The sequence below is a fragment of the Methyloprofundus sp. genome (assembly GCF_965251085.1).
In the GTDB taxonomy this organism is placed as follows: domain Bacteria; phylum Pseudomonadota; class Gammaproteobacteria; order Methylococcales; family Methylomonadaceae; genus Methyloprofundus.
The window spans coordinates 3325144-3349127 of record NZ_OZ252594.1; the positions used below are offsets into that span (position 1 = coordinate 3325144).

Genomic DNA, 23984 nt, shown 5'->3' on the forward strand with positions numbered 1-23984 from the left:
GCAAAAAGAATAGAAATATTCGTAACACCACACCCCCTCCCTTTCAGCTCTCTATATTTTCCGCATCTGTGACCGTACTCACCTCAGACTTTAACTCGCTCCATGTAACTTTCTGCGAGTCTGTATAATCCCGTTGCGCAATATTTTTCTCTTGTGCATTTACCTGGCTACTGAAATGCGTATATTGCCCGCAAAGCGAAAAATACTCAGCCACTATTGCTAAATAACCCGAGGTATTCAAGCCACAGCGCCTATTCGCGATTGCCAGCGCGACAGGTAAATATCGCCAATAGGTTAATGCATGTTTTTTTGACAAAATCTTGACTAAATAAGCAACCGCGCCATTACTCGCCCGGAAGTTACTTTGTAAATCAGGATCAATCAACTCAAGATGCCTCATCACTCGGTCAAAATATGCCTGTGGATGGTAGATACCTTGCAAAATACGCAGATAATTCTGTTCCGCCTGCCGCACTGAAAAATTGTAGGGAATAAAATTAATAATGCCATCTGAATTATTACCGCTACTCGCCTGAATCATGCGCCCTTCTTTCTGCATACGCGCTATTAAAGGAGTGCAAGGCAAAGCATTAAGTAAGCCTGCCATGACAATCGGCGCATGGCTGGCATTCACAAAATCAATAAATTCCTGTACTGAGTCATCGCTATCATGATCAAAACCATAGATCATGCCCATCATCACCCCCGCACCCGTTTGTTCAGAAATGAATCTTAATTTATCCACCAGACTACGTTCGCCACGCAGGTTCTGGCGTTTATCCGTTTCCAGCAAGGATGCTTCATTCGGGGTTTCTACACCATAAAAGCCGTTGATAAAGTTTGCCTTATGAAACCAATGGCGTAATTCTGCCATTACCGGTGATTCATCAGCAAGGCGCAAGGTCAGTTCAGTATATTTGGGGTGATGGTAGCCGATTTTCTCACCTATTTTATACAGGCTTTTAAGCACATCCAGTGCTTTTCGTGGATTTCCGATAAAATTATCATCAACGATAAACACTTGTCCAGTCCAGCCTAGATCTTTCATCTGCTGAAAAGATTGTTCAGTTTTTTGCCAGGGAGTAACGCGAAATGCTTTGCCAAAGCGGGAAGGAATATCACAAAACTCACAACGTTCGGGACAACCTCGGCTAATTTGCACCGCCATATGCACATAGTTCTGCATATTAATTGCCGCATAATCTGGCTGAAAAAAATTCTCGGCTGGCGCAAAACTGCCCTTGTAGTATTTCTTGGCGCTACCTTTACCTAATTCATCTAACAACTGGTCGATAACCCCTTCGGCTTCATTTTCCAGTAAATGATCGGCTATTTGCATCAGTGGCGACTGCGGGCTAATAGCAGTGCCACCGACGATTAAAATTTTATGGGCTTTTTTTACTTGCTGTGCGAGTTTTACCAGGCTCTGTTCCTGAGCCATCATTCCGCCGATATAAACGTGATCGGCATCTTTGATAAATTCACTTATCGGCCGTGGGTCTATATTTTTGTCAATCAAACATAATTGTTCATAATAGGGTTTTAGGTGATTATACAAACCCATAAGCCCTAGCGGAGGTAACAAGCGTTTTGGCCGTCCAAATTCGCCAGGGGGAGCATACATTTTCAGACTTTTTGCATAACTCCAGAAGGTATCCTGAGTATCAAATTCTGGATAGATCAGGACAGCTTTATGGCCAATTATCTTGCTCACCCCCCCCCCCCCCAACTGAAAAATCTACAAAACCACTTCAACTGTGCAACTGCTAATTTGCGGGACTAAAGATGCCACTTCCGGGTATTTATTTGTTCTAGCAGCCAACAAGTTCCTTTATGGTAAAGTATATGATTAATTATTTTCTAAAACGCTCTTTGTAGGCCGCGCATATTTACGTCGATTGCCTTCAATTACGATTGATTGAGGCAAAATACCCGCAGGAATAAGCATCACGTAGACGAAACCTGAAAAAGCGTCCTCAATAGTATCTTCCGTGTAAATGCGTGCTTCTGCTAAATCTTCGCGGGCAATAACTTCGGCTGGGTAATCACTCATGGTTAGCGGAAAAATCCCCCAGATGGCATACCATTTCTGATATCTTTTGGTCACTTCTACCGGTGTTCCAGCAGGTAGTAGTTTCACATCCTGGCCGTAAGGCGCTTCTAGGGGAACTGAAAAGCAGGCACTCAAACTCAGTGTCAGTAACACCAGTATTAATCGATTTTTCATAACTTGACCTCTTCAGTGACAATCACACTCGTAGGTAAAACAGTGTCAGTATTACCTTCGACAATCAAGGTTCGGCGCACAATAGAAACCAGGCTGGTAATTATCAGTAGTAGGTTATCGGTCATGGTTTGCGTTGTATAGGCACGCACTTCTTTTAAGTTATATTTCTCTATATCTGACTTTGTAGTGTTATCCGAAATAGGTCGCGCACCCCACAACCAGAACCACACAGTTCTCTCTACACGAATCTCGGCTGATTCGTCTTGTGCTAATATTCTAACCTGATGTCCTTCAGGCACCTCCAGACGCACAGTTCCACAACCAGAAAACAATAGAACACTGGCTAATACACTGAAAATACGTATTGCACTTTTAGATTTTAAATACATATTAATTACTCGTAAGAAAAATAATTTGCTTGCCCAACACTACCAAAATCAACTAACTCGATCGACTCTGTGGTATTAAACCATTCAGAGGTACTGGTGGTTAAGTTAATTTTTGTAACAGGAAATATTGGTACCGTATTATGATACCAAAGGTAGCCACTCATTCTCCCCAACCTCAAAGAAACGGTCATCGGTACTTCTTTTACCGCCAAAAATTGCCCCGCTGGAAGTTGTATATTCCGGTAAAACCCATCATGTAAAGAAAATACAAGCAAATTAAGCCAGATGTTTACCATTTCCAGCTGCTCTTCGGCTTTGCCACCCCTTAGATCCACTGAGCTAAAGTACTTTTCTTGCCCGTCTTCAAGAAGTTTTAGTGCTTTGATTTGGTAATCCAGGTAGCCTTTAGAGGTATCTGCTATGATAAGTGCAGCAATATTTTGCACACTGTCTTGCTCTTTTTCCTGCATTTCCAGCCAATACCCATTACCTTCCCTACCAGCAATTAGCAATAGAATCTCACCTTTGGAGACACTGGAATCAAACAGGTGAAACATTCCATCACGGCTAATCGAACTTGTTCGATAGCGACTCCACTGCCCTGCCTGCCAAGGGCTAAAACCAGTGTTTTCATAACTCACGTGCTTATCTGGATATCGAATATCCGGGGTCACCTGACTACAAGCAACTATCCCCCCAAACAAAATTAGTAAAGCTAACATTTTTCTCTGCATATTAATAACCCTGACACCCCTGAAAAACTGCTAATCCAACACGCCATAAACACTGTTTCGCTGTGTAAAAACAGGCAATATTTGTTATAAACAATTGTAGCTTAAATAAAGCTTTAAGATAGCAATGAAAGCGGTAAAAATTAATTAAACTATGTTAATCAACTATTTTTTGTTGACTGTATAATCCCACTATACTTATAATGTTTAACAAATACAGAAACTGAGTATTTGGTCACAGTTTCTGTATTGTTGTCCCGTCACAATATAACTCATCAAACACTAATAATGAGGTAATAGATCATGACTTTATCAATTCAACAAATCTATTCGCAACTATTTTCTAAAGCACCAGAAACGAGTTCTTTAGCCGATGCAGAATTACTTGGTCATGACCTGAGTAGTAAACACGATGCACTTGAAGCGATAGATGTATTAGTAAAATATAAAACGACAGTACATGACTTTACCGATGAAATTATTGCAGCCTGGCCACTTCCAAGACGGATCATGGATCGCTATCAATTTGAAGATGCAGAACAGCTCAATGATTGGCTAGATACATTATCTTAAACTGTAGATCTGGCTGGGATAGCAGTGCGATTGATGCGCTTCGTACCTCAGCATATCCTATAATTTTGTATATTATTTAATCTTGTTCCTTAGAGACTTTAGCCCAGCACCTTCATATAATCTTCCACGCTATCAGCAAATGTTAAGCTAAAAATAATTTCACAGTTGTTTCTAACTACCCTTGCAATTCTTTCTAATTTCAAAAATAGAATTCATTAATTCCTTTCCTAAGAATATCTCCTCCAGACTCAAGAACTATTCGATAATAAGCGTCTACAGTGATATCTATTGCGATCCAGCTCATATTGAGTTATCTTCTAGTTAAAATTTGTACCTAATTTGTGATCGACCTTCAACCTAAAATCAAGCACAGATAATCTCAAGGAAAGCAGCTTAACCTTTATGGTCTATAGCAATCAAGCTATTATGATCAATACAAACCGTTAGAATGCAGGGTGAAATTATGGGGCAGGAAATAAATTTAACGCTTTTTAATGATGATCACTTCGCTCACTTTCACAAAAACCTGCAGCTGGAAACTCAGCACCTAAAAAGCGTAATTGAGCAAAAGCAGCTCTCAGAATTACCACCTACCGCAGGATTTGAAATTGAAGCCTGGCTGATTGATGATGCTATGCAAGCGGCACCTAATAATGCTTCTTTTCTGCAAAACCTGAATGACCCTCTGGCCTTCCCTGAATTAGCAAAGTTCAATATCGAACTTAATGGTGTGCCAAAGCGCTTAACAGCAGATGTATTCAGCACTTTACATAAAAATTTATTAGCAACCTGGGATAAGTCCTGTCATCACGCTAAAGAACTTGATAATCATATTCTGATTATAGGCACTTTACCGACGCTCAAACCCTCCGATATGACCCTAGCCAATATGTCGGATATGAATCGCTACCGGGTGCTAAATGAGCAAATCCTTAATGCGCGCGGCAAACCGATTAATCTGGATATTGTGGGGCAGGAACATTTAAAATTTGACCATTATGATGTCATGCTGGAATCAGCAACTACTTCTTTACAACTACATACGCAAATCCCTCTGACTCAGGCACATCATTTTTATAATGCCTCTATCATAGCCTCGGCAGCTATCGTTGCTAGCTGTGCCAATGCCCCCTATTTATTTGGTAAAAGCTTGTGGCATGAATCGCGTATCCCACTGTTTGAACAAGCAATAGAAACTGGGGGATATGGTGGAGCTGCACACGGTCCCTTAAAACGAGTTAGTTTTGGCTCTGATTATGCACGCGCATCCATTATGGAATGTTTTCAGGAAAACCTGGAGCATTTCCCCGTGTTGCTGCCCGAGCTATTTGATGATCCAATTGATAATTTTGAACACTTGCGCCTGCATAATGGCACTATCTGGCGCTGGAATAGACCTTTAATTGGTTTTGATGCTGATCATACTCCGCATATCAGAATTGAGCATCGTACCCCTTCGGCCGGGCCCACCATTATTGATTCCATCGCCAATGCGGCGTTTTATTATGGATTGACGATAGATTTAAGTAACGAAATTATGGCGAATGGCATTCCTTTACCGTTTACCCAGGCAAAAGATAATTTTTATCAGGCCGCCCGTTTTGGCCTAGATGGCAATATCGTCTGGTTTGATGGCAATAAACAAAATTTACAAAAATTAATCCAGACTGATTTATTATCACGGGCAAGAAAAGGTCTACAATTTTTGCAAGTTGATCACAAAGATATTGATACCTATTTAGGCATTATGGAGCAACGCATCGCCAATAAACAAACCGGTAGCCAGTGGCAGCGTCAATTTATACAGCAACAGGGGAAAAACTTCCAGGATATGACCAAAGCCTATCTAGCACACCAATATTCAGAACTACCTGTCAGTCGATGGGATATATCTTAACGCCATGCAACTCCAGCAAATAGACACCTACCCTGAAGCACTGCTCAGTTGTGAGGCAAAAGATTTACATACACTTTTTCCGCAACCGACTCTGCTGCATTTACAGGGGAAAAACCCGCAACCTTTATTTATCTCTGTTTTATTGCATGGCAATGAAACAACAGGATTTCTGGCGATACAGCGCTTACTAAATCAATATGCATTACAGAAACTGCCACGTTCTTTATCTGTTTTTTTTGGCAATACGCATGCTGCAGCATCTGGTTTACGCAGACTAGACTCGCAACCTGATTTCAACCGTATCTGGCCCGGAACAGAGACATCCCCTTGCGCAGAAACTAAAATGGCCAGTCAGATTGTCGATATTATGCGTGAAAAAAAGGTGTTTGCTAGCATCGATATACATAATAATACTGGATTAAACCCTCATTATGCCTGTATCAACAAGCTTGATAATCGCTATCTACACCTGGCTCGTTTATTTGGCCGACTAGTGGTCTACTTTTTAAGGCCTCTGGGTGTACAATCAGCAGCTTTTGCCCACCTCTGCCCTGCTGTCACGCTGGAATGTGGTCGCCCAGGGCAGATACATGGGGTTGACCACGCATATACCTATCTAAAAGACTGTATCCATCTAACTGAATTAGTAGGACTTCCAGCTCATATTCAAGATTTAGATTTATTCCACACGACCGCGCAAGTTAAAATCAAAGCAGATAGTTCTTTTAGTTTTAGTGATCAAAACTCAGAGCTATTTTTTGATACCGAGATTGAGCGCATGAATTTCAGTGAAATTTCTGCAGGAACCTGTTTTGGCACGGTACACTCTGATAACACAATGCCGTTATCCGCTATCGATGAACATGGAATTGATGTTACAGAGCAATTTTTCAAAATTGAGCAACAGCAATTACAAATTAAGCGTAATACCATGCCTTCTATGCTAACTCTAGATGAGCGCGTCATACGCCAGGACTGTCTGTGTTATTTAATGGAACGAATACATCTGTAGGAGTAAGCTATGTTTATCTTTCCCGAATTTGGTCGACTAGTCATCATTGGCCTTATGATACTAGTGCCGGTATGCATGATTTATAAAAAAGTAGGCTTCCACCCAGCCTGGGGTCTATTAGTCTTTCTACCCGGTTTTGGCTTATTATTGATTTTTCTACAACTTGCTTTTCTGCCTTGGCCTAACTCAAAAACTAAGGAGCAAAAATAATGGAATTTTTCTTAATATTTTTGTTTATGCTTTTTACCTTATGGTTAGGCAGTATAATTCTAGAAAAAGCAGGCTACCCTAAATTTTTTGTTTTGTGCTTATTAATCCCCATCGCTAATATTGTTATGATCTGGTTTTTTGCTTTCGGCAAATGGCCAAATTTAAAACCAGACAACGATCAATTTAATTAATCTATATGTCTAAAAAAATCAGAAACGCCAGCAGAACAGCAGCTAATATGGCAAGTAATAATGCAGCCACAGAGGAACCCTATGAACTCACGACTGCGCCGATTTTAGATCAACGCTTTCGCAACCTTCCGCAGGAAATACAGGATGAATTTAACAGTCTCTCTGAAATTGCAGACGTTAATGGTGCAGAAGCCATACCCAGATTAGAAGAATTGATACAGAGCTATCCGCTGCCCTTAATTTATAGTTGTCTGGCGATTGCTTATGGGCGCGTAGACCCAGAGAAACAAAAGCAGATTATTAAAGAAAATTACCAGACAAACCCAAAAAATATATTTGCCCGCTGTAATTATGCACGCCTATGTCTGGCTGAAAATAACCCGGATGAAATCCCTATAATTTTTGCTAACCACATCGAGTTAAAAACGCTTTATCCAAAAAGACAACAGTTTCATATCACCGAATACACCGGCTTAATTTCTGTTATATGCGAATACTATATCCAGAAAAAGCAAGTCGAACAGGCTGCGGAATTATTTGAGAAATTGCAGGCAGCTGCTCCTAAAGCAAGTGACACCTTACAGATAAAAGCGCTATTAAAACCCACTATTTATCAGCGTATAGCTAAGCTATTTTCTTAGTGTTACACACACTCGGAAGCGAGGTTTTCAGAGCCTGTGAAAGTATTTTTGTAGATTGAATAGAGGTACAAAACCCAACAATTCTGTTGACTTAAGAATAAACTCCTTCTCCAGAGGGAGAAGGTTGGGATGAGGGGATTATAAATGCATGATTTTATTCTCCTCACCCTCTCCAGCATTCCGCAAGCTCCAATACAGGCAACCTTAGGCACTATTCCTCTAACCAGTCCTGCAAAGCAACGATAATTTCTCTGGCCTGCTTTTCGCTAGAGATATTGAATTTTGATTTTTGTTGATATTCACCATCTCGTTTTTGATAACGGCGTATAGTGAATTTGTCCAGGCTGTATTCTTCTTTGCTTCTGTTCCAATCCTTATAGCGGTAGATCACAGTTGCCCACGCGCCTTTTGTGAGTACTTTTTTATCCAGCTCTTTGACCGTTTCTATACCACCATCTTCATAGGTAACGGTTAATTCTTCGACGGTTTCTGCCATTTCTTATTTCTCCTGGGTATTGTTCCTGACTTTTGAATGTATAGCTTTAGCAAAGGCACTGGGCAGTGATTTGCCGGGAGCCAGCTAAGTCATAGATAAGGGGGTAAACAGGCAGATAGACGCACTGCCTGTTAGTAACTAGTGTTACTTTGTTGCTGTTAAACCTTTTAAGCTAGTGAAATATGCTGCGATATCTTTAATCTCATCAGCTGATAAACCTTGTAGCATCGATTGCATTAATGCATTTTTACGTGCGCCCGACTGGTATTCCTGCATTGCTCTTTCCATATAATTCGCATGCTGCCCTGCAAGACGTGGGTTAGCTGCGCCATCCTTAGTATCATCATTATGACAAGCCAAACAAGCTGCGGCTAATTGTTCACCATTCTTAGCATCTCCACCATTTGCATTGGCTAATTTAGAACCGTCGGCATTGGTTGCCAGATAGGCTGCGATATCTGCAATTTTTTGCTCAGATAAATCATAAGTATTTGCCATCATGGTACCGTGCGGACGATTAGATTCCTTATACGCCGTTAAAGCAGCGACAGTATAAGCCGCTACCTGCCCACCGATTTTAGGTACATAATAGGTCGGATAAACATTACTATAGCCAGGCGCACTATGACAACCTCGGCAAGTTTCAAAAGCATCTCTTCCTGCATCAACACTTGCAGCCTGCGCTGTCACCTGAATATTCGATAAAGCGGTAAGCCCTATAGCTAATGCCATTGCTTTGTTTTTCATAATAAAAATATTTCCTGAGTTAATGAATTTTAAGGCTATTTTACGCAAAATAACGGCTTATTAATAGTGCATACTGCAAGCTAAAAAATACAATCGAGAGATCATTCGTCTACAAGCCCATAACTGCTCGCTAGCGGCTTAAAAGAACTCGGTTTTTTTTGCGGAGAAATATTAAATTCAGCAAATAGTTTCAACAGATATTTTTTTTCATCATGACGAATCCGCTCACGGATACCGTAGGGGTAATGCACTACACAGGCAGCCGAAATATCCAGACAATATTCAAGTATATCCATTTTACGACACTCGGTGACACCCGCTTCATTAGCCACAATATTGTGCAATTCAGTTAATAGTTTTTGTGACGGTCTGCGGTGCGCAAAGCGACCCAGAAAATCATTAGCATCATTAACGGTGAGTACCTGAGCGCCAGCAGCTTGGTCTATAAAAGCGATATGCTCTATTACAAACTGATACAGAAGGTTTAGGTAACGCGCAATAAATAACCCACCCATATTGCGTAGGGTTTTTGTTTGTCTTCAAGGCGTAGAAATAGGCGCATAGCTAGCTACGTAACTATTTCTACAACGCAGAAGACGAACAAAAAGACCAGCAAGGTGGGTGGGTTATTTATTGCGAGTTGCCTTAATTCGCTTTGCTGATTTTTCCCATCCAGCCACATCACTTCGATCAATGGAATCAGATCCAGAAAATAAAAATCCGCTGCTTTTAAATTAAATTCTCGAGCGAGTTTTTCAAATTGCTCTTTTCTATCCATCAATACGCCCTGCTTGATAATTAAATTTATAAATACGCCTTAGGAGCGAGGATTTAATAATACCCGAAAGTATGACGCAGGATTTTAGCGTCATTCCTGCGTAGGCAGGAACAAGCCAGGCTTCGGGTATTATTGAATTCTCGCTCCTTAGGAACGCGCACGGAATAAGTTGAGCATCTGGCGCAGGATTTTTATTCGTATTCAAGACGTAGAAACAGACGCATAGCCAGCTATGTAACAGTTTCTACAACGCAGAAAACGGATAAAAAGACAAGTCAGTTGCTTAAGTTATTTCGTGCGCATTCCTTAGTATCATGACAACCTTACTCGTGGATCAACTAACGTATATGAAATATCTGTTAATAACAGACCAATAATATAAAGCACAGAGCCTAGAAAAACCATCGCTCTGACAATAGCAAAGTCCTGGCTGTTAATGGCATCAATCGTATAACTGCCCAGCCCTGGAATACTAAAAAATGACTCTGTAATCAGGCTGCCCATAAACAATAGCGGCAATACCACTACAACCCCGGTTAAAATAGGAATCATGGCATTCTTCAGGACATGTTTAAACAATACCTGAGTTTCAGTCAGTCCTTTTGCCCGTGCGGTACGCACATAATCCTGTTCTATTTCTTCTAAAAATAAAGTGCGATACCAACGCGCTCCTGCGCCTACTCCAGACACAACACTGATAATTACCGGAAGTATAAGGAACTTGTATGCATTTATCCCGGTATCGTAACCCGAAATTGGCGCCAGCATCAGTAGCTTGCCGACTACAAACTGGCCACCAATAATATAAAACAAAGAAGAGATCGACATAATCACTATACACAGCACAATAATGCTGAATTCCAGATAACTTTGGCGAAACAGCACCATCATTAAAGCCACGCTAATATTCACCATCAAGCCGACTACCAATGCAGGTAAGGCAATAGCCAGGCTAGGCCACATCCTTTGCTGGATATCCTTACCTATATTTCTACCGCTATCTGAAATACCAAAGTCAAATGCGAATAAGCGCAGAGATTTTTGATAAAAGATAGTGTCTTTAATCTTATCTAATCCTGTTTTATGTTCATTTACGAGTAGTGGCAAATGATAACCCCGCTGCTGCTTCCAGTTATCTATCGCCTGCTCTGTGACATGCTTCTGCCCCAATTGCATACGCGCCATATCATCAGGGCTATTAACGATAAAAAACAACACGAAGGTGAGAATATTGACCCCAAGCAATAAGGGAAAGGCATATAAAAAACGCCGTAAGATATAGTTAAACATAGAATGGGGCTCTTAAAATATCATTATTTTTATCATGAAGAAATTGCTGTATTCGCCTGTTTTTCATCAAGATTGTTCATTAACCTAGAAAAATCAGTTGAGCGCGAATTTATAGTGCAAGATATTGGTTTCACAGTGCTTTCAAAAAATCTTAGCTTCACCCATAGGTTAAGTGGGCATTTTTTGGAAGTGCGGTGGAATCAATAGCTTGTGCTAGAAACTGTGAGCAACTGATTTTTCTAGGATTAAGGAGCGAGGATTCAATAATACCCGAGTCTGACTTGTCTTTTGACGCCACAGTCGCACTATAAAAACAGTTACGTAGCCTGCTATGCGCCTGTTTTCCTAGCACGCCTGTGATGCCAAAACCCTGCGTCATACTTTCGGATATTATTAAATCCTCGCTCCTAAAACCATACTTCACGCTTCTCTTCATTCGCTTTATGGGAATAAAGCAAATTATAAACAGCATTATTTAATAGTCTCTCTAGCACGTCGCTGAAAACTTCGTACTGCCGGTAGCACTAACAAAATCAGCAGAATAATCACCAATAAAACCGGCCATAATATCGGCTGGTTCCATTCCTGTCTTGAAACTTCGCGCTTCTGTGGGTCTATACGCTGGTATTTTAATTTATTATTCGCCATTAAATTGGACTTTAAATTATAGTACCAATCATGAAATAAGGAAAAACTCTTGGGATGAAACCCAAATACCCACGGAGCATCATGACGAATTATTTCCTGCATTTTCTTAACCATAGCCAAACGTTCAGGGCTATTTTCCATATTGCTCATTTGCTTAAACAAACGATCAAAGTCGCTATTCTCATAATTTACTGCATTTTCTCCACCCTGCTTAACTTTGCTATTCGCGCCATATAGGAGGAAAAAAAAGTTCTCTGGATCAGGGTAATCTGCATTCCAGCCCCACATAAAAATTTGCGCATTACCATTGAGCATTTTCTGCTGGAAGCGGTTATAGTCCGTTGCTCTAATAACTAACTGTATACCCAGTTTAGCAAACTGCTTGCGATACCAATTAAGCCGCGCCCGGTCATCAGGGCCACTGGCCGCTGTATCCAGATATAAAATCAAGGCTTCGCCGGTTTGCTTATCAATGCCATCCGCATACCCTGCTTCCTGCATTAATTGTATAGCATCTTGTAAAGGCTTGCGCCGCGCCTGTTCGCCATCCCAGTCATAAATATAAGGATTTATGCCCTGCTTACCCTCGCTAAAACCAAAAATTCCAGGGGGAATCACATCATGCGCAGTCACACCGCGACCATTCATAAAAATCGAAATATATTCTTCATAATCAATGGCAATGGAAATCGCAAGGCGCAATTTGCGGGCTTGCTCGCTACTGCCACCCACCACCGAGTCCAGCATATTAAAGCCCATATAAAAAATAGAACTGGTAACGGCCGTTTGTAACTGTATACCTTTATCCTGCATCTCAGCAGTTAAGCCCAGCTCACCATCGCCGGTAAATTGCACTGCCTGATCAAAGCTGTCCGAGGCAATACCCGAGGCATCATAATAACCCTGGAGAAATTTATTCCAGTAAGGAATAGATTCTTTTTCCAGTCTATACACAGCTTTATCGATAAACGGTAACTGCTTTCCGGCATCAACCAATAAACCTTTTTCCTTATCTTCTGGTTCACCTGCTTGCGGGTAATAATCAGCATGGAAATTAGGATTTTTTAACATTACCATACGCAGATTAGGATTATTCTCCTCGAGCATAAAAGGCCCGGTACCTAGGGGGTGCCAATCCAGCGTAATATTCTTATCAATCAAGCCTTGTTGGCTATAGAAAGCATCCGCTTCCCACGGCATAGGCGCAAAAAACAACATCGCCAGCCAATAAGTAAACTGTGGATATTTACCTTTAATGCGGATTTTATAGCGATACTTTTCTAATACTTCAACGCCGCTAATCTCAGCCCCTGTTAAAGCAGTTAATGGTTTATCTTTAATCGTTTCAGCATATTCCCCCAAGCCTGCAATATATTGCTTCATTAATTCGCCTATCGGCGAAGAAATTTTGGGATGTACCAAACGTTTGATCTGATGCACATAATCGGCCGCGATTAATTCACGGGTCCCAGTTTGGGTAAAATCATTGAGAAAATTGATATCAGATAGCTGCGCTTGTGTAAGTTGATGATATAAATACTCATCTTGTTGATCCTTAGCCAGAGCAGCATGGGGTTGATAGCTAATATCGGGCCTGATGTCGATAATATAATCGGAAAAGGCAATATCCTCTGCCGGTGCGTCTTTAGGCAATGCCTTGCCTGCACTATCCAGATAAATAAGCTCAGGCATTTGTGTTGCTGTTAACGGCTCCAGTTGATACGGACGTTTTAAATAATGATATTGAAACGGCGGCTCATAGATTTGGCCGATAAAGACATATTCATTGGAACTGTAAGATTTTGCAGGGTCCAGATGACGCGGACGTTCTGAAAATGAAGAATACAGAACTGCCTGATTATTTCCAGAAGACGCTGAATAAGGATTATTGAGTACCCCGTCATTGCAGGCAGATAAGCTCAGGTAGCTAAGGATAAAAAAGACAATTTTTAATAAGTCAGTCACTGGTAAGGAAGTTATAAGCAAATGCTACTCTTAAAGATACTGCCAACTTTAGCAAATAGTGTTCAGATCATACAGCGAAACTTCACATCCCCGCCTTTTAAATCTGTACATATATTGGCTCTGATCTATCCTATATTAGAATAGGCCGCTATTTTAAGACTCATCTCATATTGGAGAAGGGCCATATCGTCTTGGCAGATATCAGCTGCACACTCACTGACTATAGAACGTTTGCCGGAGTGTAAACCTGCAAACTATTAGTAGGCTTACGTCTCATAAAGATTAGCTTTAACTCGTACAACACCGTGAGGATATGATAGCCAAGGAACAATTATACTTCGCGCGGTCACGACCGCGCGAAGTATACATCCAATTGATTTTAAAACATTAACGGAACAAAGTGAAGTGGAGCGGCGCAGACGCAACTCTCAATTAACCCGATTAACAAGTTGCTGTACTAGCCAGAGAACTGCTCCATCAAAGCGGCTTGTGCCTGATAAGCTTCTCCTTCAACGACACTCTGCTTATAGCTACCATCGCTTTGCATAATCCAAGACCCTGCACTATCCTTTAAATACGCTTTCAGATCGCCTAAAACTCGCTCTTTTAGCTGCTTCTTCTCAATAGGAAAACAGACCTCAACGCGGCTAAACATATTACGGCTCATAATATCAGCACTCGCGCCAAACACTTCTGGATTACCGCCATTCTCAAACATATAAACACGGGTATGCTCTAAAAACCGGCCAATAATCGAGCGCACTTCGATATTTTCAGAAACCCCTTTAATACCCGGCCTTAATGAACAAATGCCGCGCACAATTAATTTAACCTCAACGCCTGCCTGAGAAGCCCGATAGAAAGCTTGAATTAATTTAATTTCTACCACCGAGTTTACTTTGATAATAATTTTTGCCGGCTTACCTTTTTTAGCAAAACCTATTTCCCGATCAATTTTTTCTAATAAGCTTTTGTGCAATGTAAACGGCGATTGTAATAATTTATTTAATTTCGTTACCTTTCCCAAACTGGTTAATTGTACAAATACCTTTCTGACATCCTCACCCAGTTCTCGATTACTCGAAAACAAGCCATAATCCGTATAAAATTTTGCCGTATTGGGGTGATAATTGCCTGTCCCCAAATGCACATAGTCCTTAAATTCCTTGCCTTCTTTGCGCACCACAAGACACATTTTCGCGTGTGTCTTATAACCTACTACACCATACACTACATGTACGGCAGCATCCTGTAATTTTGCAGCCAAGGTAATATTGGCTTTTTCATCAAAGCGCGCACGTAATTCAATAACGACGGTCACTTCTTTACCCGCTCTCGCTGCTTTAAGCAAAGCATTAACAATAGGCGAATCAGAACTGGTGCGATACAGGGTCTGTTTAATCGCCAATACATCCGGATCTATAGCCGCCTGACGGATAAATTCTACTACCGGAGAAAAAGATTCATACGGATGGTGGAGCAAAATATCCTGTTTTTTTATGGCCTGAAAGTAATTTTTATTGCGCCCTAACTGATTAGGGATAGATGGCTTATAAGGGGTGAACTTTAAATCAGGGCGATCAACAAGATCAGAGATCTCTTGTACACGGCTCAAATTTACCGGGCCATTAACCTGAAAAACCTGATCATCGGTAATACCAAAGCGTTTTGCCAAAAATTCTACCGTACCCTCAGTGCAATGAGCATCAATTTCCAGACGTACTTCATCGCCATAATTACGCATGGCTAACTCGCCTTCCACTGCATTCAGTAAATCATCGATAGCATCATCATCAACAAATAGGTCGCTATTGCGTGTCACTCTAAATTGATGGCAGCACTTAACAGTCATACCATTGAATAATTCATCAACAAACGCGTGAATGATAGAGGATAAAAATACAAAGTCATATTCACCGCTGCCTGTTTCTTCGCTGGGTAATTGTATAATTCTTGGTAATGCTCGTGGTGCCTGCAGGATTGCACGACCACTATTTCGCCCAAAGGCATCCTTTCCGGTTAAAGAGATAATAAAGTTTAAACTTTTATTTAATATGCGTGGAAACGGGTGCGCAGAATCCAGCCCTACCGGAGTTAAAATCGGTAATAACTCTTCATGGAAAAATACCTGTAACCACTCCTTTTGTCGATCGGTCCAGTTATGACGGCGAATAAAGCGAATATTTTCCTCCGCCAGTTGTGGAATCAAGACTTCATTGAGTACACGATATTGCTCATCAACTAATTCATGTGCTTTTGGTGCAATCGCATCCAGTTGTTCCTGGGCATTCATGCCATCACACATAGTCGCCTGTGGATCTAGGCTGGCTAACTGAATGACACTTGCTACTCTGACCTCATAAAATTCATCTAAATTTGAGCAGGAAATACATAAATAATTTAAGCGTTCAAGTAAAGGCAAGTCTTCATTTTTTGCCTGCGCCAAAACACGCTCATTAAACTCTAATAGACTCAATTCGCGATTATAATAGAGTGATGGATCATTGAGATCAATCTCATCAAGCACTTGTGTATTTTCATTTTTATCAGCCATCGATATTTAACTCTTTTCCATATAACGTAAATTTTGTGAAGCAAACCCTCTATTGCCTTGCAATCCACCTGTATGGATCGCAATGATTTTTTGCCCTGATTTAAAATAGCCCTGCCTTATTAAGTCATAAATTCCATAGAGCATTTTCCCAGTATACACTGGCTCTAATTTTATCTTATGCGTTTGCTCAAACTGATTAATAAAACAATCAAGAGTCGGCGTTATTTTTGCAAAACCACCAAAGTGATATTCTAAGTTAACAAACCAGTCAAGGTTATGACAATCAACGTGATTTAATAATCTTTTTATCTCATTAGTTAAGAATCCCGCGCCTTTTAAAGCAGCAAAACCAAGCACTTGTTTATTTTCAGGCACTGCGTTAATCAGTCCAGCCATAGTCGTTGCTGTTCCACAAGGCACACAAAGCACATCATAGTTTATATCACACTCACCAACTAACTCGGCAACCCCTTGTAATGCAAGTTCTAAAGCCCCCCCTTCAGGTAGCCAGTACTCCCCGGGTTGCAGCTCTGGCAAGGTCGTAGAGAGTGTATATGATCTTAGTTTACGATATTCACAACGGGATATAAACTCCAAAGACATCTCCCATGCAGACATATCGACTAAACTTGGGTTCAATACTTCAGGTCGTTCACCGCGAACTATCCCATGACTTGCTATGCCTAATTGTTTAGCTACATAGGCCAGAGCATGTAGATGATTAGAATATGCGCCTCCCATAGATATAATCTTTTGGGTATTAAGTGAGAGAGCATGATCCAGAATATACTTTAATTTACGCCATTTATTTCCTGAAATAACGGGATGCAATAAATCATCCCTTTTTAGCCAGAGCTCTACGCCCTGCTCTTTTATAAATGGCTCATCGATAAAATTTAATATTGAGCTGCCTAGTTTTTGCTCTAGGGCAACAAGCTGCTTATTTAGCATATCAATAATTTAGTAATTCAGCATTGATGAAATTGCAACGTTGTTCAGTTAATTGAATTAATATTTTCAGCATACTGTATTTACTTTATCCTAGAAAAATCAGTCAATATTATTAAGAATCATAAATCAAAGACCCTGAAGTTTTTCCTTGAAGCTCCCTTTTTTAGAACGCTGTATCGCTACCTTCTCAAAGACTGTATTTTTCGAGACGGTTACGCAACATTTTCTTAATATTCTCCGTCGGTGCTTTTTGTAACGCCTGTTCAGCGTTTTTCTGCGCTAAAGTAGTCATGCCACAGCGGTATTGCAACTCTGCCAGAACTGCACTCCAATGATACGAACTGTTGAGCCATATCGGGCTATCAATTAATTGCAATACAACCAACCCAGCATTCGGACCTTGCCATTCAGCCATTGCTATAGCCTGGTTTTTTTACATGTTTGCACTATACTTCTACTGTAATACCAATTAATTTTTGTAAATTTTTGCACTGTGCAAAAACGATATAATCATGGCCGCTTATATCCCAAATTTGTTGAAATGCATTTTTTAGAGTCTGTTGCTCTTCGCCTGACAGGATAGCTTGTAGCACACTTATTTCTCTATCCATTGAATACATAAAAGATTCAATACAATCTATTTCTTGGTCATTGCTAAACTCAATAACCATTGCATATAAATAGAACAAGAGATCTTCAGGCTCCATAAAGGGATAAACCCAGCCATAATAGTCGAACTCCTCTCTTTTCACATCATCTGGTTTTTTATGATCTACAGTTAGCTTTGCAAAAGATTCGTCACCATAATCATCTTGTATTTGTGCCTTCCTAAGGTCAACTTTAGGTGGTGCAAACCGCATAGATAAATTGTAAATATCTTCGTATTTCATAAGGCAAGCTTATCAGAGGGCGTTAGGCTTTGCACCGCAAAGTGTATGCTTTTCATCCCTGACGGGTGAATGATCTAGGCAATAGAGGAGGGATCAAGCTGGATGAAGCCTTGATTGTTCTTTTCGCGTCAGTTTGAATGGTTTGTTAATAAAAAGTAGAATGCCAAAAAGCAACCCTGCTTTAGCAGATCCTATGCTTTACGTACTTGCATGGTTTTTATTATAATTTCAATAAATTAAGATTAAAAAATAATGCAGGGTCAAGATTAAACTTACTTGATAGTTTAGCTATATGCTCTTTTGTGAGATTTCTTTTACCATTCAAAATCATTGATACCAATGATTTTGAGCCAATTTCCATTTTAAAATCTGCAAGTGTCAAGTTATGCTGGCTCATTAATACTTTAATGACAGATATTTCCTGACTTTTGCTATTAGCCTGTTGGTCAAAAGAAACTATCTCCTCTTGACCTAATTCATACTTTTCAATTGCTCTTGAAATAATTTCTATTAAATCATTCAAAGGATCATTTGTTGTATCGTTTGCCTCTGAAAATAAATGTTCTATTGTTGCAAGAGCATCCTGATAATCTTTTTCAGTTTTTATATGTAGAATATTTGAAGCCTCTGAAGCAAACCCTAAAAAAGAGTTTGTTAGAGTTTCTGGTTTTAAAGCTAACATCATAATTCTCCTTTCTTGTATCTCTGCGTCAGTTTGTCATATTCAGGGTGGGTAACAATATGCTTTACAAATACTTTTTGAGTAGAAAAAAGTATTGCAACGATTAACCTTACGTTGTTGCCTCCAATATCTATAACCCACCATTTGTCTTTGTATTTAAAATTATCAAGCGAAGCAAATGTTTCTTTTAATATTTGTGGTGTTTCAAATCCACCTTTCCTAAGCACATTATAAATATCAATAATTGCCTCTCGGTCATTTGGATATGTATTTGATGCTTCTGAAAATGGCTTCTTTGAAATAACATGCACAATAATAAGCTTCTCTTTTCGTTTACATAATGTGAATTATATTACCACGCTTGATGATTTACAAAATGTAAACCTTTGAGATTACTTAAAAATGAAAGCCTTCCCTTTACCTCAGCGTTCAGATTTGGGTTTCCAGTTTGCCCATGGATCGACACGCTTATCCGAGCCATGTTTTGTCCCCTGACCCCATTCAGCCGATTTAGCTTCGCGTTTTGAGCGCAATCGCTCAGCGTCTTCTAAACTTAACTCTGCTGGTTCACCTGGGGATTGACCTTCTGGAATAACTCTATCCCTAGGAGGTAACGAAAACTGTTCGAAAGATGCTCTAGGTAAGTTTTTAAACTCGTATAAATAGAAAACTTCAACTTTTTCACGCGCCCAATCTGTTTTTTTTAAAAACTTCACACTAGAATCAATGCTCGGCCTGATCTTAAAACAATTAATGTTTAAATAGGCAAAGAGAATTTCAAAACCGTAGTGATCTACTATTTCAACCAACAAATTTTTCAACCCAACACCGTGTAACGGGTTGTTCTTATAATTGATCTCATTACTCATGTTAATGTCCACTTAAAATACCTAAGTCAATATCTACATTATACCTATTGTGGCATCACATATTACGTTTACTCGAACCTATTTGTTTTCAGATACAGGTGGACGTATAACAGTTTGAAATAGAATAAAGACGGCGTGGTCTATGATTTATGACTATATTTCAATCAGTAATATTGTTAAGAATCATAAATCAAAGCCCCTGAAATTTTCGCGCTGTTTTAATACGCTGTGTATAGCCATGGATTGACAAGGTTTAAATTTTCCAAAAAATCAAAGTCAGAAGTGTTGCGCGTAGCATGCAATGCAGAGTTTTGTACTGCAATCGCTGCAATTTGCGCATCTTCAACACTCATTGGCCGACCTTTTTCTTTTGTAAAGGCAATGATTTTTGCATAATGAGTTGCAGTTTCACCATCAAAGGGGTAAGCGCTCAACGAAGCACGTACTTGCCCTATTCAGGCGTATCTGATTTTTTAATATTCCAGGGCAACAAAGCCTCCACTTTATCAACCGTATCAGCATAAGGTAAAGCAGTGAGAACCTGCTTAAGATATGCATAAGGCTCCAGCCCATTTGCTTTAGCTGTTTCTATCAGGCTGTAATGTATTGCACTGGCACGAGCACCCGCAGGGGTATCAGAAAATAACCAGGCTTTGCGCCCTATCACAAACGGGCGAATCGCATTTTCTGCCAGGATGTTGCTAATATTGAGTTCACCATGGGTGCAATACACATTGAGTTTTTCCCACTGGTTACTCAGGTAAGTCATTGCCTTTCCTGTCAGGCTATCTTTAGGTACTTTATGCTGGTTTTCTTCCAGATAGGCTTTGAGCTGGTTCAATACAGGAATGCTCTTCTCCTGGCGCTGCTGATATTTTTCATCCACTGACAGGTCTTTAATTTCTCGCTCAATGACATACAGTTTATTGATCAGGCTCAGCGCTTTACCTGCTTTTGAGGGTTTGTTATTTTGTCCCTTTTTGCGTTTAGGCTGTGCATTCTGGGCATCTTTAAAATAACGACGCGCATGATCCCAGCACCCCAGCTGGGTGATGCTGTTTTTTTGGCACACGGCATTGTACCCCGCATAGCCATCGGTTTGCAGATAGCCACTAAAGCCGTCAAGCAGGCGCATGGGGACGTCTCCACTACGAGAGGGATCGTATTCAAACAGGATGCTTTTTTCACCCGGTGGCCCGCCAAGCGTCACCCACATATATTTATCTGAGGTCGCTGGCCGCCCCGGTTCTTTTAATACCTGAACCCGCGTTTCATCAGCGAGTATGACTGTCCCTGTGTGTTGATGCTCTCGCATCAGGTTAATCAGGGGCTGAAGTTGTTTAGCCAGTGCGATCATCCAGTTTGCTAATGTCGCTCTGGAGATGTCACCCCCATAACGAGACAAGATGCCTTCTTGCCGATATAAAGGTAAGCCGTCAGCATACTTGGCGATAATAACAAAGCACATTAAACTGATGCTTCCCATTGCTCTGGCAATAGGGTGTCTGGGCATTTGTGCGGCTTTAACCTGGCGTTGTTTTTCGCCTTCAATCTGTTTGATAAAGACCGCTTTTTCCTGCATGTATTCAAGAACACGTACTTTAGCAGGAATAATATCCAGCTCTTCTTTCACTTTAGTAAAGAAAGTATCAATAGCACCTTCTTTTTCTTCATCGGTTAAATAAATAAAAATTTGCTCGCGAGGTAACTTATCTGAGAAGGGTTTGCGTCCCGGCTTTTTCTTCGTGCCAGTAGAACTTGTCTGCTTATCGCCCTCAGGTGCTTCATCAGCTTCCTGGTCTAATTCCTCGCTGCTATCTGCTTCATTCTCTGCTTCATCAAACAAAGAGGATTGATGAGATTGTTCACTCGATGACCCAAAGCGTTTTATTTTAGATAAGCGTAGTACCTCTTCCAGAATAAGGATGCGTTTTTTCTGTTCGGAAATCACCCCAGACTTAACTTCAATCACACGCGTCAGTTCATCAATAGCCTCTTCTTTTTCAAGCAACAAAGCAACACTCTCCGACAGCAAAGAACCGGCTTTATCTTGTTGTTTTATATTTGAAATATCGGCTAAAATCATGGCTTTATTATAGCCTTTATAGTGGCAATAATGAACACAAAAACAGCTAAAAAACAGACTCATATTGAAGTTTTTTATGACCCTTCATCGCGCTAATATCAAAGCCATCCAGCAACCAGTTTAACGGCTGTCCTGTTAAGGTTAATGTCTCTTCATCACCTTTAGGCCACTTAAATTTGTCTTCTACCAATGACTTGTAATAAAGGACAAAACCATTATCTTCCCAGAACAGACATTTAATCTTATTCCGCTGTTTATTCGTAAAGGCATAGAGAGCCCCCTCAAAAGGATTATGCCCTAACTCACATTCAACAATCGCCGATAGCCCTCGGTGTGACTTACGAAAATCAATGGGACGCCGATACAGATACACCTCCGTTAAAGACAGGGATGGACGCATAACAACCGTCACCGCAACAGCTCAAGCAGTGGTTGAATACACGACATAGTGTCCTGCGTAATACCTTCCAGACGTGTGCCATCATTAAATCGTAAGGATAATCCAATAGCTAGATCCGGTGAGATACCCTCGTCAACCCGAATGCGCGTAAATCCTGTAGGGGAAGTAGTAGGCTTTACAGTCGATTTACGTTTCCAGTAGCCGAACTTTTGCGGGCATAAACGCTAAATGTCAACCAACCTGTCGCATTATTGTGATATAAAACTTGCTGTGCAAGTACATGGGGGCTTTGCCCCCAAACCCCCAAGGTATTTTTACAACGGTAATGATATAATTCCATTACGGTACAGGCTGAGGAGCCGATGACCGTCAACGGTAATAGGCGGCCCATGTCGCCTTTTGCTTTATTGTTCGCTTAAGCTACATTTTTCAACTTTAATTCGTTTTCTTCCGAGTTAATATCATCCTTGTCAGGGTTCAGAAAAACAGTCTTTATGGGACTTAAATTCCTTGTATTACGCCCATTCCAGCGCTCAGGATGACGCACCTTCGCTTGTTCAATAACTTTCTTTCTGTTCTCCAGTATTGCCCTATCTAAGCCATTATGACGTTGATTAGGTGTTACAAATTTAATCGCGCTGTGTTGGTGTTCATCGTTATACCAATCCACAAATCCTTCCACCCAATCTCTTGCTTCTTTTAAACATGTAAACGGATCTTCTGGGAAGGTATAATGATATTTGACGGTTTTAAATAAGGACTCCGAATAAGGGTTGTCGTTGCTAACGCGCGGCCGGCTATACGAAGGACTGATGTCTAAATCAATCATTTTTGCTCTCAATGTTGCACCTTTCATCGGGCTTCCATTGTCAGAATGAATCACCAACTGGTTTTTATCTATTTTTTCTCGGCAGGCAATATCTTCTATCAAATCAGCGGCATGAGCACTTGATTCACAATCATGAACCTGCCAGCCGACTGTTTTCCGGCTGTAAATATCCATCACCATATACAAATAGTAGTATTGCCCCTTTACCGGGCTTAATAAATAGGTAATATCCCAGGAATAGATTTCATTGGCTGCAGTCGCTTTTAGTGACCGGGGTTTCTTACGCTGAGCTGCTGTCCCTTTACCTCTGTGTTTAAGTTGATTATACTCTTTCATTACTCGGTAAAATGTTGATTCTGATGCAATATATTCACCGATGTCTAATAAAGTAGGCACTATTTGGTAAGGGGTTAATGTGCTATATTCAGGCAAATTAATAACCCTTAGTATGTCTTGCCTAATAACATCTGATAACTTGTTGTGCGCAGGAGAATCATTGTAAATTCTTTGGTCTTCTGATAATTTCTTCCCCTGGTTCCACCGTTGATAAGTACGAGATGCAATGCCAACAAGCTCACAAGCCAGATGCTGTCTTGCGCCATTTTGTACCGCCTCGTCAATGAATGCACAGTATTGCTTGCGATCTGGGTAGGAGATCAAGCGACCTCCTTTTCCCCCCAGATCGCTTGGCACTTTTTTGATAATACCAGTAAGGCGGCTGTTTCAGAGAGCGCTCTATCCTTGCGATTGAGCTCTTTCTGTAAGCGTTTGTTTTCTTGTTTAAGTTTCTTTTGTTCTTGCCTGGAAACAGAATTAGATGCTTGCTTTTCTGATAAAAAATCTGATTTCCACTCCTTCACATGATGCGGGTAAATTCCATTTTCTCGGCAATATGAGCTAAGCTCAGACATCTTGATTCAGACGAAAC

General features: G+C 40.6%; 27 protein-coding genes. 5 read left to right on the forward strand and 22 right to left on the reverse strand.

What is annotated here, in order from left to right:
• Positions 1-43: 43 nt before the first annotated feature.
• The 4 genes from ACQY3F_RS15460 to ACQY3F_RS15475 all read right to left on the reverse strand — a co-directional run bounded on the left by ACQY3F_RS15460 (position 44) and on the right by ACQY3F_RS15475 (position 3350).
• Entirely contained in the window at positions 44-1714 is a 1671-nt protein-coding gene (locus ACQY3F_RS15460) for a B12-binding domain-containing radical SAM protein (protein WP_428355827.1), read from the reverse strand.
• Positions 1715-1849: 135 nt separating this feature from the next.
• Entirely contained in the window at positions 1850-2227 is a 378-nt protein-coding gene (locus tag ACQY3F_RS15465) for a hypothetical protein (protein ID WP_428355828.1), read from the reverse strand.
• Positions 2224-2616, reverse strand: a complete 393-nt coding sequence (locus ACQY3F_RS15470; protein WP_428355829.1) for a hypothetical protein — start codon at positions 2614-2616, stop codon at positions 2224-2226. Before ACQY3F_RS15470 ends, ACQY3F_RS15465 begins: the two co-directional genes overlap by 4 nt.
• Positions 2617-2621: 5 nt before the next feature.
• The gene (locus ACQY3F_RS15475) at positions 2622-3350 is read right to left on the reverse strand and encodes a hypothetical protein (protein WP_428355830.1); all 729 of its coding nucleotides are present in this window, start codon (positions 3348-3350) and stop codon (positions 2622-2624) included.
• A 300-nt stretch (positions 3351-3650) separates the two neighbouring features.
• Between ACQY3F_RS15475 and ACQY3F_RS15480 the strand changes: the two genes are divergently transcribed.
• The 5 genes from ACQY3F_RS15480 to ACQY3F_RS15500 all read left to right on the forward strand — a co-directional run bounded on the left by ACQY3F_RS15480 (position 3651) and on the right by ACQY3F_RS15500 (position 7871).
• Positions 3651-3920: a hypothetical protein gene (locus tag ACQY3F_RS15480; protein ID WP_428355831.1), complete on the forward strand. Its 270-nt coding sequence runs from the start codon at positions 3651-3653 to the stop codon at positions 3918-3920.
• Between the two features lie 463 nt (positions 3921-4383).
• The gene (locus ACQY3F_RS15485; protein WP_428355832.1) at positions 4384-5817 is read left to right on the forward strand and encodes a glutamate--cysteine ligase; all 1434 of its coding nucleotides are present in this window, start codon (positions 4384-4386) and stop codon (positions 5815-5817) included.
• Positions 5818-5821: 4 nt separating this feature from the next.
• Entirely contained in the window at positions 5822-6829 is a 1008-nt protein-coding gene (locus ACQY3F_RS15490; RefSeq protein ID WP_428355833.1) for a M14 family metallopeptidase, read from the forward strand.
• 9 nt (positions 6830-6838) lie between these two features.
• Positions 6839-7039, forward strand: coding sequence for a hypothetical protein (locus tag ACQY3F_RS15495; protein ID WP_428355835.1), 201 nt, complete (start codon positions 6839-6841; stop codon positions 7037-7039).
• Positions 7040-7277: 238 nt separating this feature from the next.
• Entirely contained in the window at positions 7278-7871 is a 594-nt protein-coding gene (locus ACQY3F_RS15500) for a hypothetical protein (RefSeq protein ID WP_428355837.1), read from the forward strand.
• 211 nt (positions 7872-8082) lie between these two features.
• On the opposite strand, the gene ACQY3F_RS15505 is transcribed toward ACQY3F_RS15500, so the two are convergent.
• The 18 genes from ACQY3F_RS15505 to ACQY3F_RS15590 form a co-directional block, all read right to left on the reverse strand.
• Positions 8083-8367: a hypothetical protein gene (locus tag ACQY3F_RS15505; RefSeq protein WP_428355838.1), complete on the reverse strand. Its 285-nt coding sequence runs from the start codon at positions 8365-8367 to the stop codon at positions 8083-8085.
• A 144-nt stretch (positions 8368-8511) separates the two neighbouring features.
• On the reverse strand, positions 8512-9114 hold the full coding sequence (locus tag ACQY3F_RS15510) for a c-type cytochrome (protein WP_428355839.1): 603 nt from the start codon (positions 9112-9114) through the stop codon (positions 8512-8514).
• A 101-nt stretch (positions 9115-9215) separates the two neighbouring features.
• Positions 9216-9629 (reverse strand): hypothetical protein, encoded by a 414-nt coding sequence (locus ACQY3F_RS15515; protein WP_428355840.1) that lies wholly within the window; start codon positions 9627-9629, stop codon positions 9216-9218.
• A gap of 53 nt (positions 9630-9682) precedes the next feature.
• Positions 9683-9892, reverse strand: coding sequence for a hypothetical protein (locus ACQY3F_RS15520; RefSeq protein WP_428355841.1), 210 nt, complete (start codon positions 9890-9892; stop codon positions 9683-9685).
• Positions 9893-10204: 312 nt separating this feature from the next.
• Positions 10205-11182 (reverse strand): ABC transporter permease, encoded by a 978-nt coding sequence (locus tag ACQY3F_RS15525; protein WP_428355842.1) that lies wholly within the window; start codon positions 11180-11182, stop codon positions 10205-10207.
• 471 nt (positions 11183-11653) lie between these two features.
• Positions 11654-13816 (reverse strand): ABC transporter substrate-binding protein, encoded by a 2163-nt coding sequence (locus ACQY3F_RS15530; RefSeq protein WP_428355843.1) that lies wholly within the window; start codon positions 13814-13816, stop codon positions 11654-11656.
• Between the two features lie 436 nt (positions 13817-14252).
• On the reverse strand, positions 14253-16349 hold the full coding sequence (ppk1, locus tag ACQY3F_RS15535; RefSeq protein ID WP_428355844.1) for a polyphosphate kinase 1: 2097 nt from the start codon (positions 16347-16349) through the stop codon (positions 14253-14255).
• Between the two features lie 6 nt (positions 16350-16355).
• Positions 16356-17300, reverse strand: coding sequence for a 1-aminocyclopropane-1-carboxylate deaminase/D-cysteine desulfhydrase (locus ACQY3F_RS15540; protein ID WP_428355846.1), 945 nt, complete (start codon positions 17298-17300; stop codon positions 16356-16358).
• A gap of 187 nt (positions 17301-17487) precedes the next feature.
• A complete protein-coding gene (locus ACQY3F_RS15545; RefSeq protein ID WP_428355848.1) occupies positions 17488-17715 on the reverse strand; it encodes a hypothetical protein in 228 nt (75 codons plus the stop codon).
• A 31-nt stretch (positions 17716-17746) separates the two neighbouring features.
• Positions 17747-18190 (reverse strand): hypothetical protein, encoded by a 444-nt coding sequence (locus ACQY3F_RS15550; protein WP_428355849.1) that lies wholly within the window; start codon positions 18188-18190, stop codon positions 17747-17749.
• 220 nt (positions 18191-18410) lie between these two features.
• Positions 18411-18875: a helix-turn-helix domain-containing protein gene (locus ACQY3F_RS15555; RefSeq protein WP_428355850.1), complete on the reverse strand. Its 465-nt coding sequence runs from the start codon at positions 18873-18875 to the stop codon at positions 18411-18413.
• Entirely contained in the window at positions 18872-19183 is a 312-nt protein-coding gene (locus tag ACQY3F_RS15560; protein WP_428355851.1) for a type II toxin-antitoxin system HigB family toxin, read from the reverse strand. The genes ACQY3F_RS15555 and ACQY3F_RS15560 overlap by 4 nt, the downstream gene beginning before the upstream one ends.
• Positions 19184-19294: 111 nt before the next feature.
• Positions 19295-19753 (reverse strand): VF530 family DNA-binding protein, encoded by a 459-nt coding sequence (locus tag ACQY3F_RS15565; RefSeq protein WP_428355852.1) that lies wholly within the window; start codon positions 19751-19753, stop codon positions 19295-19297.
• A 206-nt stretch (positions 19754-19959) separates the two neighbouring features.
• Entirely contained in the window at positions 19960-20175 is a 216-nt protein-coding gene (locus ACQY3F_RS15570) for a hypothetical protein (protein ID WP_428355853.1), read from the reverse strand.
• Positions 20176-20192: 17 nt separating this feature from the next.
• Positions 20193-21890, reverse strand: a complete 1698-nt coding sequence (gene tnpC / locus ACQY3F_RS15575; RefSeq protein ID WP_428355854.1) for an IS66 family transposase — start codon at positions 21888-21890, stop codon at positions 20193-20195.
• Positions 21874-22227: an IS66 family insertion sequence element accessory protein TnpB gene (gene tnpB, locus ACQY3F_RS15580; RefSeq protein WP_428353775.1), complete on the reverse strand. Its 354-nt coding sequence runs from the start codon at positions 22225-22227 to the stop codon at positions 21874-21876. The genes tnpC and tnpB overlap by 17 nt, the downstream gene beginning before the upstream one ends.
• A 415-nt stretch (positions 22228-22642) precedes the next feature.
• Positions 22643-23716, reverse strand: coding sequence for an IS3 family transposase (locus ACQY3F_RS15585; protein ID WP_428355856.1), 1074 nt, complete (start codon positions 23714-23716; stop codon positions 22643-22645).
• Complete coding sequence (locus ACQY3F_RS15590; protein WP_428355858.1) at positions 23713-23967, reverse strand: transposase; 255 nt, start codon at positions 23965-23967, stop codon at positions 23713-23715. Before ACQY3F_RS15590 ends, ACQY3F_RS15585 begins: the two co-directional genes overlap by 4 nt.
• Positions 23968-23984: the final 17 nt, after the last annotated feature.